Origin of the sequence: Bradyrhizobium sp. TM102 (genome assembly GCF_009176685.1) — a bacterium.
GTDB classification, from domain to species: Bacteria; Pseudomonadota; Alphaproteobacteria; order Rhizobiales; family Xanthobacteraceae; genus Bradyrhizobium; species Bradyrhizobium ottawaense.
Genome location: NZ_AP021855.1, coordinates 5388322 through 5405368 on the forward strand (window position 1 = coordinate 5388322; position 17047 = coordinate 5405368).

Here is a 17047-nt window from a genome sequence, read left to right on the forward strand (position 1 = left end):
CCGTCGATGATGGCCGAGCGCCCTTGCGGTGGCATGTCAAATCTCCTCCCGGTGCTGCATCCACCAGGTGCTCATCGCCGCCGCAGACTCTGCGCAGCCGAACCGCGCGTGCCAGCCGAATTCGTCCGCCATCCGTGTAACCGAGAGCGGAGCGCGTTCCGGCCCTTGCAGTCTGATGAAGGTGCTCTCTCCGGGTGCCGCCAGCCGGCATTGCAAACCGGGATGCAAAGCCGCAAAGGCCTCGCCCCATTGCAGCGCAGACCACGCCGCACCGCTGGAGATGTTGTAGAGCCGGTGGCGTGGCCGCTCGGCCTCGATCAGCACAGCGACGGCTTCGGCGGCGTCTAGGGCATAAATCCAGTCCTTCACTCCTGGACCTGGCATGAGCGCCAGCCCGCAGCGAGCGAACTCGGCAAGGATCTGAAACTGAAGGCTCGGCGTATCCCGCACTTTGCCGATCCGCTCCCAAGGACCGAACACCGCGCTCAAACGCACGCTCAGGAAATCACCGCCAAAGAGCTCGGCGTGCCGCGCCACCGATCGTTCCGAGGTGAATTTGCTGATCGCGTAGAAGGAAATGGGATCGCACGGCGTTTCCTCGTCGAGGACCGGGTAACGGTGCCCCGCGGCACCATAGGCGGACGCCGAGGACAGATTGATCACGCGCCGAACGCCACGGCGGATCGCCGCGCTCAGGATCGGCATCTGAGCCATCACATTAATTTCGAGGATGTTCGAGGTCGTGGATCGCTCGAGCTGATCACCGGCCGTTATCGCAGCGCCAAGGACAATCGCATCGAAACCCTGTTTCAGAAGTACGTCGATCCTCTCGACGTCCGTGATCTCGCCCTGAACAAGGGTAAGCCGCTCCCGGTCGTCGACGAAGGATCGCTCCGCTCCCGCCGGCAATTGCTTGCGGTCATACAACGTCACCTCATGCCCGCGCGCGAGCAGCACCTCGGCGAGGTTGAGCCCGACAAAGCCGGTGCCGCCGAAGATGACGATCCTCATCGCGCGCGATCCGCGATCACAGCAGTTTTGCCCCGAAATTCCGTTCCGGGTCCATGTCGGCGACGAGACGGCCGGTGGGCTTGGCCGCCTCGCCGCCGCTGCGTGCCAGGAATTTTCCGCTGCCGGCATCGGCGAGGCACTTGTTGCCGTCGATGATGACCCGGCCGCGCGACAGCACGCTGACCGGCCAGCCCTTCAGCTTGCGGCCTGCAAACGGCGTGTAGCCGGCGAGGTCGTGCATCATCTCATCCGCGATCACGGTCTCGCGGTTGGGATCCCAGATCGCGATATCGGCGTCGGCACCGATCGCGATCGAGCCCTTGCGGGGGTGCAGATTGTAAATCTTGGCAGGCGCCGTGGACGTCAGCTCGACGAACTTTTCCAGGCCCAGCCGCCCCTTCGACACCATCGCATCGAACAGCAGCGGCAGCCGCAGCTCCAGCCCCGGCAGGCCGTTCGCGACTTGCTTGAAATTCGGATTGGGTCCAGCGCGCAGCTTGCCGGTCTCGTCAAAGCGATACGGCGCGTGATCCGACGAGATGGTCTGGAGATCGCCGAGCGACAGCGCCTGCCACAGCGCCTCCTGGTCTGCATGCGTGCGCGGCGGCGGGCTGCACATCCACTTGGCGCCTTCCGCGCCGGGCTTGTCGAGATCGTTCGCGGTCAGGAACAGGTATTGCGGACAGGTCTCGGCAAAAACCTTCAACCCCTGCCCGCGCGCGTCTCGGATCACCTTGGCGCCTTCGGCGGTCGAGACGTGGAAGATCATGATCGGCTGGTCGATCAGCGCGGCCATGCCGATCAGCCGGGTGAAGGCTTCCGCTTCCGACACGCGGGCATGGCTAACGGCGTGGTATTTCGGCATCGTGTATCCGCGCGCGAGCAATCGTTTCACCATCCAGGCAATGATGCCGTGGTTCTCGGCATGGGCGCACAGCATCGCGCCGGACTGGCGCGCGGCGAGCAGGATGTCGAGCAACGGCTCGTCGTCGACCTTGAGCCGGTCATAGGTCATGAAGATCTTGATCGAGGCGTGGCCCTGCTTCACCAGCGCGGGAATGTGCTCCTCGACCGTCTCCTTGGTCGCGTCCGCGATGATCATGTGAAAGGCGTAGTCGATCACGGCGCCCTTCTTCGCCAGCTCATGATAATCCTCCACCACCTGCGGCAGATTCATGCCGACGTGTTGGGCGGCGAACGGGATCACCGTCGTGGTGCCGCCGAAAGCGGCAGAGACAGTCGCGCTCTCGAACGTATCGGCGTTCATGATTCCGGCGGCGGACAGCTGCTCGATATGGGCGTGGCTGTCGACGCCGCCGGGCAGCACCAACTTGCCGCGCGCGTCGATCTCGCGCCTGGCCGCCGGAAGCCCGCGGCCGACCGCCGCGATGGTCTCGCCGGAGATGGCAACGTCGGCCTCGAACACGTCGGTGGTGGTGGCGACGCGTCCGCCGCGGATGATCAGGTCGTAGGTGGGTTCAGTCATGAGGCACTCCGTGATAGGCTTGGGCAAATGCTCTCCATTTCGCAGGAAGACCATCATGTCCCGGCCGCGCATTCTCGTCATCAATCCGAACTCCAACCCCGCGGTCACGCAAGGGCTGGAGGACGCCTTGAGGCCGCTCGGTTTCGAGGGTGGACCGAAACTGGTCTGTCAGACGCTGGCCGAAGGTCCGTTCGGCATTGAGAGCCAGGCCGATGTCGACGGCGTCGCGATGCCGCTGCGACGGCTGGTGGAAGGTGACAACAGCTCGGCTGCCTTCGTCATCGCCTGCTACAGCGATCCCGGTCTTCAGGTCTGCCGCGAAGGCACCGAACGGCCCGTGTTCGGCATTGCCGAGTGCGGCGTGCTGACGGCGCTCGCCCGCGCCGAAACGTTCGGCGTCATCGCCATCGCGCAGCGCTCGATCCCGCGTCACATGCGCCATCTCAGGCAGATGGGACTGACCGATCGCCTCGCCGGCGAGCGGCCGCTCAATATGAGCGTTGCGGAGACCGCTTCGGGCGAAGGCACGCTGGCGAGGATGATCGACGTCGGCCGCGCACTGCGCGACCAGGACGGCGCCCGCGCCATCGTGATGGGCTGTGCCGGCATGGCACGGCACCGTCGCCCGCTCGAAGACGCGCTGGGCATCCCCGTGATCGACCCGACACAGGCGGCCGTCAGCATGGCGCTGGGTACGGTGCAGTTCTCGGCTCACTAGGCGTCCTTCAGCTCTTTGGCATCCTGCCGCGCGCGCCATTGCGCATGGCTCTCGCGCGTCAGCGAAAAGACATCCCGCTGGGTGGTGTAGAGATTGCCAAACATGCGGCCGATCGGCCGGTAAGCGTCGAGATCGACATACATGTTGGCCTCGTCGACCAGGCCCTCGCGGGCGTGAATCCTGAGCACCTCGCCAACCAGCAACTCCCGGTCAGGCGAGAAAGTCAGCACCACATGGCGGCGGCATTCCAGCGCAAAGGGCGCAGCAGCGAGCCGCGGCACTTTCACATCGACTGAGGGAAGAATCGCAAGCCCGGTCGCAGCGACCTCGCTGTCGCCGGAGGGGAAATCGACCGCGCAATCGTTCATCGCGACCGACAGCGCCTCGTCCACCATGTGCACGACGAACTCGCCGTCGCGATGGATGTTGCGGGTGGTATCCTTCGGGCTGTGATCCGGCTTGTGCTGAAGACCGAGCACGATCAGCGCGGGGCTCTCGGAGAACACATTGAAGAAGCTGAACGGGGCCGCATTGACCGCCCCGTTCTCGTCCAACGTCGTCACCAGCGCGATCGGCCGCGGCACGATTACGCCGCAGAGCAGCTTGTAGCGATCGCGCGGATCAAGCTCGCGCAAGGAAATGCCATGATCCGACATCGGCGTCATTTCTGCGGCGGCGGCACCGCGCCGGTTTGGCTGGTGATCAGGCCGTAATGCTCGATCCGGCGATGCTGCGCGAAATTGAAGATCGTGGTCTTGCCGAAATTTGTGGCGTCGAGATCGCAGGGATGGACCAGAAGCTCGTCGTCCTCCGTCCTCGCTTCCGCGACGATCTCGCCGTTGGGATCGACGATCAGGCTGCCGCCGAACAGCGGATGGCCATCCTCATTGCCGGCCTTGGCCACCGCGACGACCCAGGTCGAATTCTGATAGGCGCCGGCCTGCACGGAGAGGCGGTTGTGAAACAGGCGCTTCTCGACGCCCTCCTCGCTTCGCTCCGCATTGACGGAGGGCGTATTGTAGCCGATCAGCACCATCTCGACACCTTGCAGGCCCATGACGCGATAGGTCTCCGGCCAACGCCGGTCGTTACAGATCGCCATGCCGATGATGCCACCCAGCTCGCGCCAGACGTTGAAGCCGAGATCGCCCGGCTCGAAATAGCGCTTCTCCAGATGCTGGTGCGAGCGCTTGGTGTCGTACTCCACATGGCCCGGCAGATGGACCTTGCGATATTTGCCAACGATCTTGCCAGACTTGTCTGTCAGGATCGCCGTGTTGAAGTGATGGCCGTCCGGCGTCAGCTCCGCATAGCCGAAGTTCATTGCCATCCGGTGCTGCGCCGCGCGCTCGAACAGCGGCTTCGTCGCCTCGTTCGGCATCTCGCGCTCGAACCAGATGTCGAACTCGGCGCGGTCCTCCGCGTACCAGCGCGGGAAGAACGTCGTCAGTGCCAGTTCCGGATAGACGATAAGGTCGGCGCCTTTGGCCTTGGCTTCGTCCATCAGCGCGATCATGCGCTTGACCACGGCCTCGCGGCTATCGGCCTTCTGGATCGCGCCCATCTGGGCGGCGGCGACATTGACGATACGCATCAGCGATTTCCCGGTGATCTCTTGGAGGAAGTGAAAGCTTCAACGAATTGCCGGCGCGCAACATAACGCGGCACCGCCGATGGTTTCCAGCCGGATGGGCTGGACGGCTTGCAAGGCGTGATCGGCGCTCATCGGTGCTCCTCGTCGGCAATATCGAGGCCATGGTCGAGCGCATCCAGAAGCTGGTCCGCCTCGCGGTCGGAAATGACGAGTGGCGGTGCCAGGAACAGCGAAACCTGCTCACCGCTGGTTCCGATCACCGCGCCGGCTTCCAGCGCCCGCGTCGCGACGCGCGAGGCGATCGGATCTTCGGTAGTGTCGGCGCGCCAGGAGCGCCAGTCCGGTCCGTGCAGCTCCACCGTCCAGTGCAGCCCCTGCCCCGCCACGCGCTGCACGCTGGGGTGTTTCTGAGCGATCGCAAGCAAGCGGCGGCTGAACAGCTTCTCGAGGCTCTTCACATGCTCGAGAATATTGTCTTCGCTGACAACCTTCAGGTAGGCGCTGACGGCGGCCATGCTGATCGGATGGCCGCGCAAGGTGCCGTAATTCTGCCAGCTCGTGCCCTTCAATCGCTCGACGATCTCCTTCGACACCACGACTGCAGCGACGGCGGCGGCACCACCGCCAAGCGATTTTCCAAGCGTCACGATATCAGGACGGCTTTGCGCGCCCTGAAACGCGAACCAGCGCCCCGCGCGCCCTGCACCGGTGACGACCTCGTCCGCGATCCAGTATGATCCAGCCTCTCGCGCGCAGCGGGCGACTTCGTCCTGATAGGCGCCGTCGTAATAGATGCCGCCCTGGGTGTAGTCGATGATCGTCGCCGCGGTATCCGACAGCAGACGCGTGGCGTCGGCCAGATATTCGCTCGGTGGCTTGTTGTTGGCCGGCCCACCGTAGATCGCGCCATCCGGCGGCGGCAGGATTCGCACCGGCGCCATCGGCGCCGGCAGCCTGGAGCCGCCGGAGTGCACCGCAAGGCCGCCATGCCATTGCGGCTGCACGGTCATGCTGCGCGACAGGCCCGTGATGCCGTGATAGGCGCGCTCGCGCGTCGCCAGCGCCGAGCGCTGAGTCAAGGCCTGGCAGAGCGACAGCGCCATGTCGTTGGCCTCGCTGCCGCTGATGCAAAAGCGCACCGCGCCGACCCAATCGTCCTCGCCCTTGAACGCAATGGCCATCAGATCGTCGGCGGCCTGCTCGCGACCGACCCAGGTCCAGCCCTCGTTGACCACGGGCGTGTCCGCCGCCCGGCGGATCGCCTCCACCATCGCGGGATGACGGTGACCGAGACCGCCGCCGGTGTTGCTGCCGTCGATGAGCTTGCGGCCGTCCGCAAGATGAAAATAGACGCCCTCGCCGCCGACCACGGCCATGGGCGCGCTGTCGCCCGCGTTCAGCCCGGTTCGCAACAATCTGCTCATCGCAATCCCTTCACTCCGCAGCATCAGCGCCGTAGCCACCGCCGCCGCAAGTCTCGACGGTGACGAGATCGCCTTGCTGCAGCACGAGGTTGGATTTGCCGTCGATCGCGACGTTGGCGCCCTGCCTGACAAGCGAGATGCGACAGGCCTTGCCGGGTTCACCGCCCTGCATCCCGAATGGCGGAATCACCATGCGCTCGATGCAGGTCGTCAGATGCATCGAGGGCGCCAGAATGCGGTAGGCACGCACGACACCATCGCCGCCGCGGTGGGCGCCAGCGCCGCCGGATTGCCGGCGAATGGACTGCTGCTCGAGGCGGATCGCGTAGTTCGCCTCGATCACCTCGACCGGCGTGTTGGAGGTGTTGGACAGATGCACCCGGGTCGCCGAGATGCCGGCCCGATCGTGCCGCGCGCCTTCGCCGCCCCCGTGGACCTCGTAGAGCATCTTCCAGGAACCGTCCTGCCGCGGCTGCGCAAAGAACAGGACGCCCGCGGTGGTCGCGCCGCCCGCGGACAATCGTTCGGGGATGGTATCCTGCATGGCGCGGAAGATCGCATCGACGATGCGCATCGACGTCTCGTGGTTGCCCGCGGCGACGGAGGCCGACCAACCCGGCTCCAGGATCGAGCCCGGGCGGGTGACGATGGTCAGGGGGCGGAGCGCACCGGCATTCTGCTGCATGTCGCGCCCGCTCATGATGCGCGCGGCATAGGCGACGGCCGAGCGCGCCATGAACGGCGTCGTGTTGCAGAAATTCGAGACGCGGTCGCAGCTCCCCGAAAGGTCGAAGGTCGCCTCGTCGCCGGCAATGGTAATCCTGACGTGGATACGCGCGGGCGCGTCGTTCACGCTGCCGTCGTCGAGATGGTCTTCGCCCTCGTAGACCCCGTCCGGCAACGCGCGGATAGCCTCGCGCATCTCGATTTCGGAGAGGTCGTGCAGGCGCGACTGCGTCGCGGTGAACACCGCCTTGCCGTGCTCGCGGCAGAGGTCGACGATGCGCCGCTCGCCGGCCTTGGTCGCCGCGATCTGCGCGAGCAGATCGCCCTCACAGGATTCGGCGTCCCGAACATTGGCCTTGAGCAATTGCACGATCGGCGCGTTGATTCCGGCCGCGGTCGCGATCAGCACTGGCGGAATGCGCATCGCCTCCTGAAACGTGTCGATGGCTTTTGCAAAATAGCTGCCGGGCCAGGTGCCGCCGATATCCGGCCAGTGCGCGAGGCTGACCGCGAACGCCACGATCTCGCCATCGACAAAGACAGGGCGGACGACCTTGACGTCGTTGAGATGATTGCCGCCGAGCGCGCCGACATTGTAGATCAGCACGTCACCGTCGTTCAGGCTGTCGCGCGGCACCACCTTCAGCAATTCGGGGACCGTGTAAGCCATCGCGCCCAGATGGATCGGGATGTCGCGGCCCTGCCCGACCAGGCCGCCATGGCCGTCCGTGATCGCCGACGACAAATCGCCGGCCTCGCGCAGCAGCGGCGAGCGCGCCGAGCGCGTCATCACCAGGCTCATCTCCTCGGCCGCAGCCGAGAGCCCGTGCCTGATGACCTCGACGACGAACGGATCGAGCTTCATGTCGCCCTCCGCGCCAGGAACAGATTGCCTGAAACGTCCGGCCTCGCCTGCCAGCCCGGCGGCACCACCACCGTCGACCACGCGTCTTCGATGATGGCCGGGCCACTGACGGTGTCGGCCAGCGATGCGCGGTCGATAATCCCTGTCGCGATGTCGTGGAAGCCGTCGAACGAGCAGAGGCGCGTGCCTGATGACAGCGCCCTCGCCGCCGTCGCCGGCCGGCCCACCACCGTTGTCGACGGCCGACGCGCCTGTATCCGCACGGATTCGATGACGCAGGGCTCGCTCGTCGCATAGCCGAAGAGTTCGTGATGCCGCGCCAGAAAATCGCTCTTGAGCCTGATCACGTCGAGCGGCAGTGCGAGCGGGACTGGAATGGCGTCGTTCTGCGCCGCGTAACGCATCAGCGCCACCAGCTCGACTTCGATCTCCGCCTTCGCGACACCGTTGGCGATCAGGGGCGCCGACGCATCGTCAATGAGCGTCCCAATGCGCTCCGATACGCGCACGAGATCGATGCCGTCGAGATCGGCGCGCAGGGTCTGCTGCTGCAGGAAGCTGAAATCGGCGGTGAGACAGCCCAGCGCCGAGAACGCGCTCGATGCGCTGGGCACGACGACCTGCGCAATCCCGTAGAGATCGGCGAGGCCCGCAGCATGCATGGGGCCGCCGCCGCCGAAGGCGAGCAGCGTGCAGTCGCGCCCGTCGATGCCGCGCTCGACCGTGACGCGGCGCAGCGCGCGGGCCATCGTCGCGTTGGCGACCTTGATGATGCCGAGCGCCGTTTCGGTCAGGCTCAGCCCCAACGCCCGCGCGATCGGCGCGATGACGCGCTTGGCCGCATCGATGTCGATGCCGATGCGGTCGCCAAGCTTCGTTTCGGGATTGAGATAGCCGAGCACGGCGTTGGCGTCGGTGATCGTAGTCTCGGTGCCGCCGCGGCCGTAGCAGGCCGGACCCGGCTCGGAACCGGCACTCTCCGGCCCGACCGTCAGGCCACCCGGGCCGTTGCGCACGATCGATCCGCCGCCCGCCCCGATGGAGTGAACCGCAAGCATCGGCTGACGCAGCGGCTTGTCGCCGAGCATGCGGCCGTCGGTCATCTCGGCCTGGCCGTCGACGATCAGGCACACGTCCGTCGTGGTGCCGCCCATGTCGAAGGTGAGCATGCGCGGCGTGCCGAGCTGGCGCGCGATGCTGACCGACGCCGAGACGCCGGCGGCCGGGCCCGACATCGCCATCACAAGCGGGCGACGCTTCACCGTGGAGATCGGGATCATCGCGCCGGCGGAATGAAACACTTGCAGGCCGGGGCCAATCGGCAGGCGTTGCTCCAGTTCGCTCAGATACTCGACCGCAATAGGCATCGCGGCCGCGTTGAACACGGTCGCCGAGGTCCGCTCATACTCGCGTGCCTCGGGGTTGACCTCATGTGACAGCGAGACATGGGCGACGACGTCCTTGAGGCGCTCGCCGAGCATTTTTTCGTGCACGGGATTGGCATAGGCGTGAAGGAGAGCCACCGCGACGCTCTGAACGCCGGTCTCCTTCAGCCAGGCCACCAGGCGCTCGATCTCCGCTTGTTCCAGCGGCTTCAGCACCCGTCCCTCGTGATCGAGGCGCTCGGCGAGCCCGAAGCAGCGCTCAGGCGGCACGAGCGGCGGCGATTTCGGCGGAATGTCGAGACGGTAGAGATCGCGGCGGCGATAACGCGCGATCTCGAGCACATCGGCAAATCCCTCGGTCGCGACCAGCGCCACCTTCGGCAGTCGGCCCTCGACGATGGCGTTGGTCACGCGCGTGGTGCCGTGGACGAAGCGCCTGACCTCGCTTCTGCGCAGGCCCACCGCCTCGATCGCCTCCAGCATCGCCTGAACCGGAGCGTCGGGGCGCGACGGCACCTTTGCAATCCGCGCCTCCGATGAATCGCGCCGGATCGCGACGATATCGGTGAAGGTGCCGCCGATATCGGTGCCGACCTCCCAGTGATTTTCGGAGGAGCTCATGTGCGGGGGCAGCGACGGATGAGGTCCGAACCGGACGCCGGGCTGTTACCGTCCATCGCGACATCCAATGCCCAACCGAGAGCGCTCATCATGCATCCCTTGTCTTGCCATTGTCCGCGAGTGTGCGACAGAGCGGTCAGGTCGGGATAGAGCCAGGTTTGTCGCAAACCACCGGGCCGGCGCCGCGAGCTGCAAGTTCGGTTGCACGTTTTGGTGCAGCAGTGCCCGCGCGGAGAGCATGCAGATGTCGACTGCTGGACACCAGCAGAGTGCATCGCACCACGGATTTTTCGGCGCAAACCGTCACGTCCGTTGCACTGCAATCCGAACATCCAAAATCACCTGTCTAATTTGCAGGCGATCGAGGGGCGCTGCGCGAGGTTCGGATGCCCATGAGCTATGCACGGCAGGCGGCTCAGCCTTTCTTTATTGTACGGTCAGTAAGCGAGGATATCGTCCGGTCCAATCGATGGGCGACAGCGCAGCCATCCGTTGGGACCAGCTCGTTAGAAACCATCGAGATTCGGACATCCTGCGTTGAAAGTCGCGATCGCGGGCCAGATATTGCCTGAACCCGCCAGTCAGTTCGGATCGACCATCGCCTGCATGCCCTTCTTCCGGCTCAACGACGACCATATGAACCCCGATGATCTCGGGGATTTCGATCCTGAAACCGTGCCGCGCGCCGTCGCCGCGTTCGGGGGCCACATGGTCACCAAGGGCATGGAGCTGGCCATGCACGAGCATCGCAAGGACGAGCTCGTCCTGACCATGCGTGGCATCGTCAGGCTGGAGGCCGGACACGGCGTCTGGATCGTCCCGCCGCGCTGTGCGGTGTGGATTCCCGGCCATGTTCCGCACAGCGTTAGCGTCGCTGGCGACGTCGAGATGCATTGCCTGTTCGTCGAACCGGATGCGGTGCCGGCGCTCCCGCGGCAATGTTGCACGCTGACGATCTCGCCCTTGCTCGAGCATTTGCTGGTGCACGCCACCCACATGCCGGTCATGTACGATCCCGACGGCGCCGACGGCAGGATCGCCGCGGTGCTGCTCGACCAGCTGTCGCTGGCCCCCGCCGAAGAGCTGCGATTCCCCATGCCGGCCGATGCCAGGCTGCGCCGGATCGCCAGCGCGATGATGACCGATCCTTCCGATCGCGCGACGATCGAGGATTGGAGCCGGCGCATGGCCGTCGCCCCGCGCACCCTCACCCGCATCCTGCAACGCGAGACCGGCATGAGCTTCGGCCGCTGGCGCCAGCAGCTCCACATCCTGATCGCGCTTCAGCGCCTCGACCAGGGCGCATCGGTCCAGGCCGTGGCGCTCGATCTCGGCTATGAGGGGGCCAGCGCCTTCGTCACCATGTTCCGCAAGGCACTGGGCAAGCCGCCAGCGCGATATCTGGCCGAACGCCGCATCGGCGCACACTGACCGGAATTCGCAATCGATTGTCCCGTTCGCGGAATGCGGTCTGAAGGACCATTTCGTATCCAGGCTCCGAAGCGCCCGGGGGGGCATTGCAAGGAGCCGACCGACATGGATTCACTCAGCAAGGGCGTCGTCGCCGACGTCCTCCATCGTCTTCATCAGGAAGCGGAGATCGCCGACGGCCAACTGATGCAAACCTTCGCGAACGAAGCGAAGAGCCGGGATGAGATCATCAGCAAGGCCATCGCGGCCGAGAGCCGCGATCTGAACGAAGTCTATCGCGAACTTGCGGACAATTTCCTGAGCGTCTCTCCGCGGTTCGGACGCTTCCTCTACATGTGCGTCCGCGCCTCCAAGGCACAGCGCATCGTCGAGTTCGGCTCCTCGATGGGGATTTCCGCGATTTACATGGCGGCGGGCTTGCGCGACATCGGTGGCGGCCGCCTGATCGGGACCGATCTCGAACCCGGCAAGATCGAGCGGGCGCGGGCGAATCTTGCCGCCGCGGGGCTCGCCGACCTCGTCGAGTTCAGGCACGGCGATGCGCGCGAAACGCTCAGCTCCGGCCTTGGCGACGAGATCGACATGGTGATGCTCGATGGCGCTTTCACTCTCTATCTTCCCATTCTCAGGCTGCTGGAGCCGCACTTGAAGCGCGGCGCGCTCATCGTCGGCGAGAACGCGCTCGAGGAAGCCTCGGGCTATATCGACTACGTGCGCGATCCCGAGAACGGTTACCTCTCACTGTCGCTGCCCTTCGAGCCGGGACGCGGCAACGAATTCACGATCAAGACCAGATGATCGGCATGGCGGTGAACCCTGCGATGGAGCCAAACTTGAACGAGCCCGCTCACGAGCCACAAACGTCAGAGCCATCGCGGGCACCGCAGGGACGGGTCACGCGGATGTTGCTGCGATGGCTGATGCGCCCTGCGCGCGTTGCCGGCATCAAGACGCTCTCGCCGCACTTCCGGCTCGTCGAGCTCGAAGGCGAAGCGCTCAGAAACGTCGCCTGGGCGGCCGGCGACAATATCCAGGTCGCGATGGGCTCGGGCCTGAGCGCGCGCACCTATACGCCGATGTCGTGGGACGCCGGCAACGGCAGAACGCGGCTGCTGGCCTTTGCACATGGCGAAGCCCCCGGCAGCCGCTGGGCTAGCAGTTTGCGCGAAGGTGACAGTTGCCAGTTCTTTGGTCCACGCCGCTCGCTCGACCTTGCCGACCTCCAAGCGCCCATCGTTCTGTTCGGCGATGAAACCTCGTTCGGCCTTGCGGCGGCGTTGCGCGACAGCCTGCAGGCTGGCGGCGCGCTCCATCTGTTCGAAGCCGCTGATATCGCGGAGTCGAGACTTGTGCTGGACTCCATCGGCCTCGGCCACGCCAGGCTAATGGCACGCAGCGCCGATGACACCCATCTTGCAACCGCCGAATCCGAGTTGCTCCGCCTTGCCGCAAACGGCGCACGGTTCGTCCTGACCGGTAAGGCATCCTCGATCCAGCGCGTCGGCCGCGCCTTGAAGGCCGCCGGCGTCGCATCATCGCGGATCAGGGCAAAAGCCTATTGGGCACCGGGCAAGACCGGCCTGGACTAGAGAGGAGCCGATAGAACCGCCGGCCGTTGGTCAAGACACGCGGTCTCGGTCAGGACCGCAGACGCCGCCAGCCAATCGCGATCCCGGTGACGGAGAACGCCAGTCCCAACGCACACAGTCCAACGATAAGGGTATCGCGCAGACGCGGATGCGCCAGCAGGACCGGAAAATCGAGCGTGTGGAGCGCGCTGTAGAACCAGCGGTAGGCTCGCCGCGAGGCATCCAGCCTTTGCAGCACACTGCCATCGGCACCGTCGATATCGAACCAGAGGTCGCCGCAGCGCAAGCGGTAGACGGGCGCACCGGGAATAGCCGATTGCGCGGGGTAGTCGTCGTTGCCAGCAAGAACGGACGGCGCGCCGCAGCCGGCGGCGAGGCGCGCCACCAGATTCTGGATCTCATGCACGTCCAGAAATTCCGTTGGTCCATCGCGGGGCGCGTCCCCTGCCTTGATCAAGACCTGACGGTCGAGGCCCACCCGGTCGCGCCGGTAGACAGTGCCGTTGAAGGCAAACCATTCGATCTCCCGGGCCGAGGGCGATATCGGCTGCCGATCGAGCCATGAGGCAGCCACCCAATCAGGCAACGCGTTCATCACGCCGGATTCGGCCGCGGTCAATTGTCCGCGCGAGAACAGCCGGCCGTGATCCATGGAGAGCCAGCCGCTGAGGCTCCATGTCAGCACGAACATTGTTGCCGTGAGGCCAATGACGTGGTGCAACGCGTGCCAGCCACGATAGGGCGAGGACATCCGGCGCCCTCGCAGCTGCACCCGCGCGATCCCGAGCACCGCACCAAGCATCGCCGCGATCAAGGCCAGCAAGGACAGCGTCCAGACGACGCGATCCCACAGCGACCAGTTGCTTCTCAGGACTGTCGGGTAAATCCAGTGCAGCACACTGCCGGCCCAATTCCAGCCCCGCTCGCGCCGCCTCGTTTCCAGGACGATCTCGCCGGTGGACGAGGAGACATAGACTTCCGTCCCGGCAGCATCGCCGAGCGCCACACGAAACAGCGGCCGGTGGCGATCGAAGCCGTTCGGCACGCTCCACTGATCGTAGTCCGAACGCGCAACGACCGCGGCCCGCGCGGCATCGAGCCCGCGATTGCGCGCGTGCTCCCGCGCGATGGCAAGCGCAGCATCGGCAATTGCGACCGACGCATCCGCTCCGTCGAAAGCGCGGACCGCGCGCACGCGCGACGATCCCGACACGATGTAGACCGCTGCATCGCTCCGCTGGATCAGCCGGACGCGCACGGCGCCCGCGACCCCGCTCGCAGCGACCGCCTCCACAACCGGGATCCTCGCCGCTCCACGATCCACCGACGCAAGGCCGGCAAACCGTTCCGCTTCCGTCAGCGACGGAAACGGAACGAAGTGCATCACGATCCCCGTCGCAAACCACATCGCGAACAGCAGGCAGAACGCGATCCCGAGCCAGCGATGCGTAACGACGATCGCGCTCATCATCCGTTCAGCGCCCTACCATTTGAACGCGGCCGAGAGCTCATAGGTGCGCGGCGCACCGAGGAGGATCTGGTCGGGATAGAACGGATCGCCCCAGATCGCATAGCGCTTATCAGTGATGTTGCGCACGCGGAAGGTCAGGCGGGCCTGGTCGACCGCGTTGAATACCGTCTTGGGGATATCGACGAAGGCGTAGACGTCGGCGACGGTATACGCCTTCATCGTCACGACATTGGCATCGGTGTTGTAGCGGTCGCCGACATGGCGGCCGGTGATGCCGAGCTCCACCGGCCAGGGCGTGAAGAAGCGCCAGGATGCACCCGCATTCGCCACGATGCGCGGCACGTTCGGCGGCGTATTGCCGGAGAACGAGCCGCCGACGAAATTGTAGTCGGCATAGCGGGCGTCGACATAGGCGATGTTGCCCCACAGACGCAGTGGATCGATCGGACGGACCGAAGCGGCGAGCTCGACGCCCTTCGACTCCTGTCGCCCGGCGATGTTGAGCGCCATGCCGCCGGCCGCGGCATAGACGTTCTTGCGCACGATGTCGTAGGCCGAGAAAGACCACTCCGCCCTGTTGTCCCAGAACAGGTGCTTGACGCCGGTCTCGTAGGTACGCGAGGTCGTCAGGTCGAGCGGCTGGGTCGGCGACAACAGGAAGCTGGTGTTCGCGGAGACGTCGGCGCCGGTCGCGTACTGGCTGAAGAAGGTCAGGCCGGGCACGGCCTCCCAAGTGTAACCAATGCGGCCCGTCACCGGCGCCCAGTCTTTCGTGAACGGGAAGCCCGCGTTCACCAGGCCGGCGGCATCCGTCGAGTTGCGATCGAGCCCGATGTGCTCGACGCGCAGGCCGCCGATCAGCGCGAAGGTCCGCGTCAGCTTCAGCCGGTCCTCGAACGACAGCGCCTCGTTGTCGATACGCGCGGTCTGCTGCTTGGTCGTGAGCAGACCGTAGAAGCCGCGGTTGGGATCGACCAGCGAAACATAATCGTTCGGGAAGTTTGCCGCGCCCGGCCTGACGAAGTCGAGATAGCTCGACGACAGCGTCGTGACCAGCCGGTTGTCGAAGCCTGCGATATTCGTGTCCCAGATCAAATCGGTGATGTTGCCGACGAGGCGCTGGCTGTGCGCGACATAGAAGCGCTCGCGATACACCTGGTTGTTGGTGGAATCGAACGCCTCGATCTCGTTGTTGAACCAGGTGCGCTCGGCACCGTAACCATAGGCCTGACTTTTCAGCGTCAGGTCCGGCGCCAGCTTCAGCTCGAAACCACCGCGCAGCCACACCTCCTGCGCGACATTGCGGTTGTCGAGGACATTGTAGTTGGTATTGAAGGTGCGGTCGTCGATCGTGACAGCCCCAAGATCAGTCCTGTTGAAGTAGTTGCCGGAGACGATCCCCGTCGTCGCGTGCGATCCAGTGAAAGCGATCGGCACCAGCGGCGCGCCCCAATAGGCTTTCGAGCGATCCTCGCGATACTCGATCGCGCCCCAGATCTTGAGACTGTCCGAGATGCGATAGTTGAGCTGGCCCGACACATCGAGCATCTTGGTATTGGTGTCGTCGGCAAAGCCGTTGAGCGCCGAACGGCTGATGTCGAAGCGGTAGTCGAGGCCCTGCACATTGGTGCTGCCGCCCGAGCCGTAATGCGCGCGGAACGAGCTGAGCGAATCCCAGGAGAAATCAGCTTCGTTCCGGATCGCTCCCGTGTGCGGCTGCTTGGTCACAAAATTGATCGCCCCGCCGGCGGCGCCCTCGCCCGAGATCAGCGATGCCGGGCCCTTCAGGAATTCCACGGCTTCCAGATTGGCGGTGTCCATGATCCGCGAGGTCATGTTCTGCGGACCGATCTTGATGCCGTTGTAGAGCGTGTTGATCTGGCTGTTGGTGAAGCCGCGCATCGAGAAGGCGGAAGGCTCGGCCGGATTATCGCCGGAGGTGACGCCGACCGCCCCCTGCGCCACGTCGGACACGGTGCGATAACCCTGCTCGCGCATGGTCTCCGCGGAGATCACCTCGACGGTCGCGGGCGTCTCGCGCACCGTCAGGCCGAGCCGCGAGGCGCTTTCGGCCACGGCATTGCTGTTGAGCGGCGTCGGGGGTGCCGCAGTCGGCACGGCAGGCTTCGGCATCGCTGCTGCGGTCGCCGGCCTGCGCGCTGCTGCGCGGCGCGTGCTCTGCGCCTCCCGGCCGGCAGGCTTGGCCTGCTTGCGGGATTGGGCCGGCGACACCTCGACCGGCGGCAGGGGCTCTCGGGCCTGCTGCGCCAGCGCAGCGGGCGGATCGAGAGCGGCAAAGGATGTGAGTGCCGCGGAGGCGAGCAGGAATTTTCGCGGTCGTACGATACGGATGGAAGACACGGTTTCGGGCCTCGGTATGACGTCAGTGGCACGTCACAGCGAACGAGGTCTCACCTTTTGGCCCTTCAGCCGTCCGATGAAGCCGAATGTCTGTACTCCCCGACCGACATCTTCGCGTGTGACCACGGCTGACGGCAGGTCTCCTGGCTCGCGGGTCATCACCACTTCGTCGCCTTCCCGGGACCGAGGACCCAGTGGCTTCTGACGAAGGATTATCCGCTCACAGTTGCGGGGGCAGCCACGGCGTTGGGGACAATGTCCCCGCACCGTATTCCCTTTTCATCCCCTCTCGGGAAAACCGTCGCGAGCATCTAGGATTACCATCACAACAGAGTCAATGTGCCAGTTGCGGCGTTATGGCCACA

General features: G+C 65.2%; 13 protein-coding genes and 1 riboswitch. Of the genes, 4 read left to right on the forward strand and 9 right to left on the reverse strand.

Annotated features, from left to right (window positions below):
* Positions 1-36: 36 nt before the first annotated feature.
* A complete protein-coding gene (locus tag GDN70_RS25780) occupies positions 37-1011 on the reverse strand; it encodes an NAD(P)-dependent oxidoreductase (RefSeq protein WP_038970504.1) in 975 nt (324 codons plus the stop codon).
* Positions 1012-1027: 16 nt separating this feature from the next.
* Positions 1028-2497, reverse strand: a complete 1470-nt coding sequence (gene hydA / locus GDN70_RS25785) for a dihydropyrimidinase (RefSeq protein WP_152103207.1) — start codon at positions 2495-2497, stop codon at positions 1028-1030.
* Positions 2498-2552: 55 nt separating this feature from the next.
* Here hydA and GDN70_RS25790 point away from each other — a divergent pair, with 55 nt between their 5' ends.
* Positions 2553-3215, forward strand: coding sequence for an aspartate/glutamate racemase family protein (locus GDN70_RS25790; protein ID WP_038970515.1), 663 nt, complete (start codon positions 2553-2555; stop codon positions 3213-3215).
* On the opposite strand, the gene GDN70_RS25795 is transcribed toward GDN70_RS25790, so the two are convergent.
* The 5 genes from GDN70_RS25795 to GDN70_RS25815 form a co-directional block, all read right to left on the reverse strand.
* Positions 3212-3880, reverse strand: a complete 669-nt coding sequence (locus tag GDN70_RS25795) for a flavin reductase family protein (protein ID WP_038970516.1) — start codon at positions 3878-3880, stop codon at positions 3212-3214. The genes GDN70_RS25790 and GDN70_RS25795 overlap by 4 nt on opposite strands.
* Positions 3877-4809: an N-carbamoyl-D-amino-acid hydrolase gene (locus GDN70_RS25800; RefSeq protein WP_038970517.1), complete on the reverse strand. Its 933-nt coding sequence runs from the start codon at positions 4807-4809 to the stop codon at positions 3877-3879. Before GDN70_RS25800 ends, GDN70_RS25795 begins: the two co-directional genes overlap by 4 nt.
* A 128-nt stretch (positions 4810-4937) precedes the next feature.
* Entirely contained in the window at positions 4938-6233 is a 1296-nt protein-coding gene (locus GDN70_RS25805; RefSeq protein WP_152103208.1) for an aspartate aminotransferase family protein, read from the reverse strand.
* Between the two features lie 10 nt (positions 6234-6243).
* On the reverse strand, positions 6244-7824 hold the full coding sequence (locus GDN70_RS25810; RefSeq protein WP_038970519.1) for a hydantoinase B/oxoprolinase family protein: 1581 nt from the start codon (positions 7822-7824) through the stop codon (positions 6244-6246).
* Positions 7821-9830, reverse strand: a complete 2010-nt coding sequence (locus GDN70_RS25815) for a hydantoinase/oxoprolinase family protein (RefSeq protein WP_152103209.1) — start codon at positions 9828-9830, stop codon at positions 7821-7823. Before GDN70_RS25815 ends, GDN70_RS25810 begins: the two co-directional genes overlap by 4 nt.
* Positions 9831-10367: 537 nt before the next feature.
* Here GDN70_RS25815 and GDN70_RS25820 point away from each other — a divergent pair.
* The 3 genes from GDN70_RS25820 to GDN70_RS25830 all read left to right on the forward strand — a co-directional run bounded on the left by GDN70_RS25820 (position 10368) and on the right by GDN70_RS25830 (position 12850).
* Complete coding sequence (locus GDN70_RS25820; protein ID WP_240536280.1) at positions 10368-11261, forward strand: helix-turn-helix domain-containing protein; 894 nt, start codon at positions 10368-10370, stop codon at positions 11259-11261.
* A 105-nt stretch (positions 11262-11366) separates the two neighbouring features.
* On the forward strand, positions 11367-12059 hold the full coding sequence (locus GDN70_RS25825; protein ID WP_038970521.1) for an O-methyltransferase: 693 nt from the start codon (positions 11367-11369) through the stop codon (positions 12057-12059).
* Between the two features lie 122 nt (positions 12060-12181).
* Positions 12182-12850, forward strand: a complete 669-nt coding sequence (locus tag GDN70_RS25830) for a siderophore-interacting protein (RefSeq protein WP_240536281.1) — start codon at positions 12182-12184, stop codon at positions 12848-12850.
* 49 nt (positions 12851-12899) lie between these two features.
* On the opposite strand, the gene GDN70_RS25835 is transcribed toward GDN70_RS25830, so the two are convergent.
* Both GDN70_RS25835 and GDN70_RS35165 read right to left on the reverse strand, forming a co-directional pair.
* The gene (locus GDN70_RS25835) at positions 12900-14321 is read right to left on the reverse strand and encodes a PepSY domain-containing protein (RefSeq protein ID WP_152103210.1); all 1422 of its coding nucleotides are present in this window, start codon (positions 14319-14321) and stop codon (positions 12900-12902) included.
* A gap of 12 nt (positions 14322-14333) precedes the next feature.
* A complete protein-coding gene (locus GDN70_RS35165; protein WP_038970527.1) occupies positions 14334-16682 on the reverse strand; it encodes a TonB-dependent siderophore receptor in 2349 nt (782 codons plus the stop codon).
* A gap of 115 nt (positions 16683-16797) precedes the next feature.
* Positions 16798-17000, reverse strand: a riboswitch (cobalamin riboswitch).
* Positions 17001-17047 lie beyond the last annotated feature (47 nt).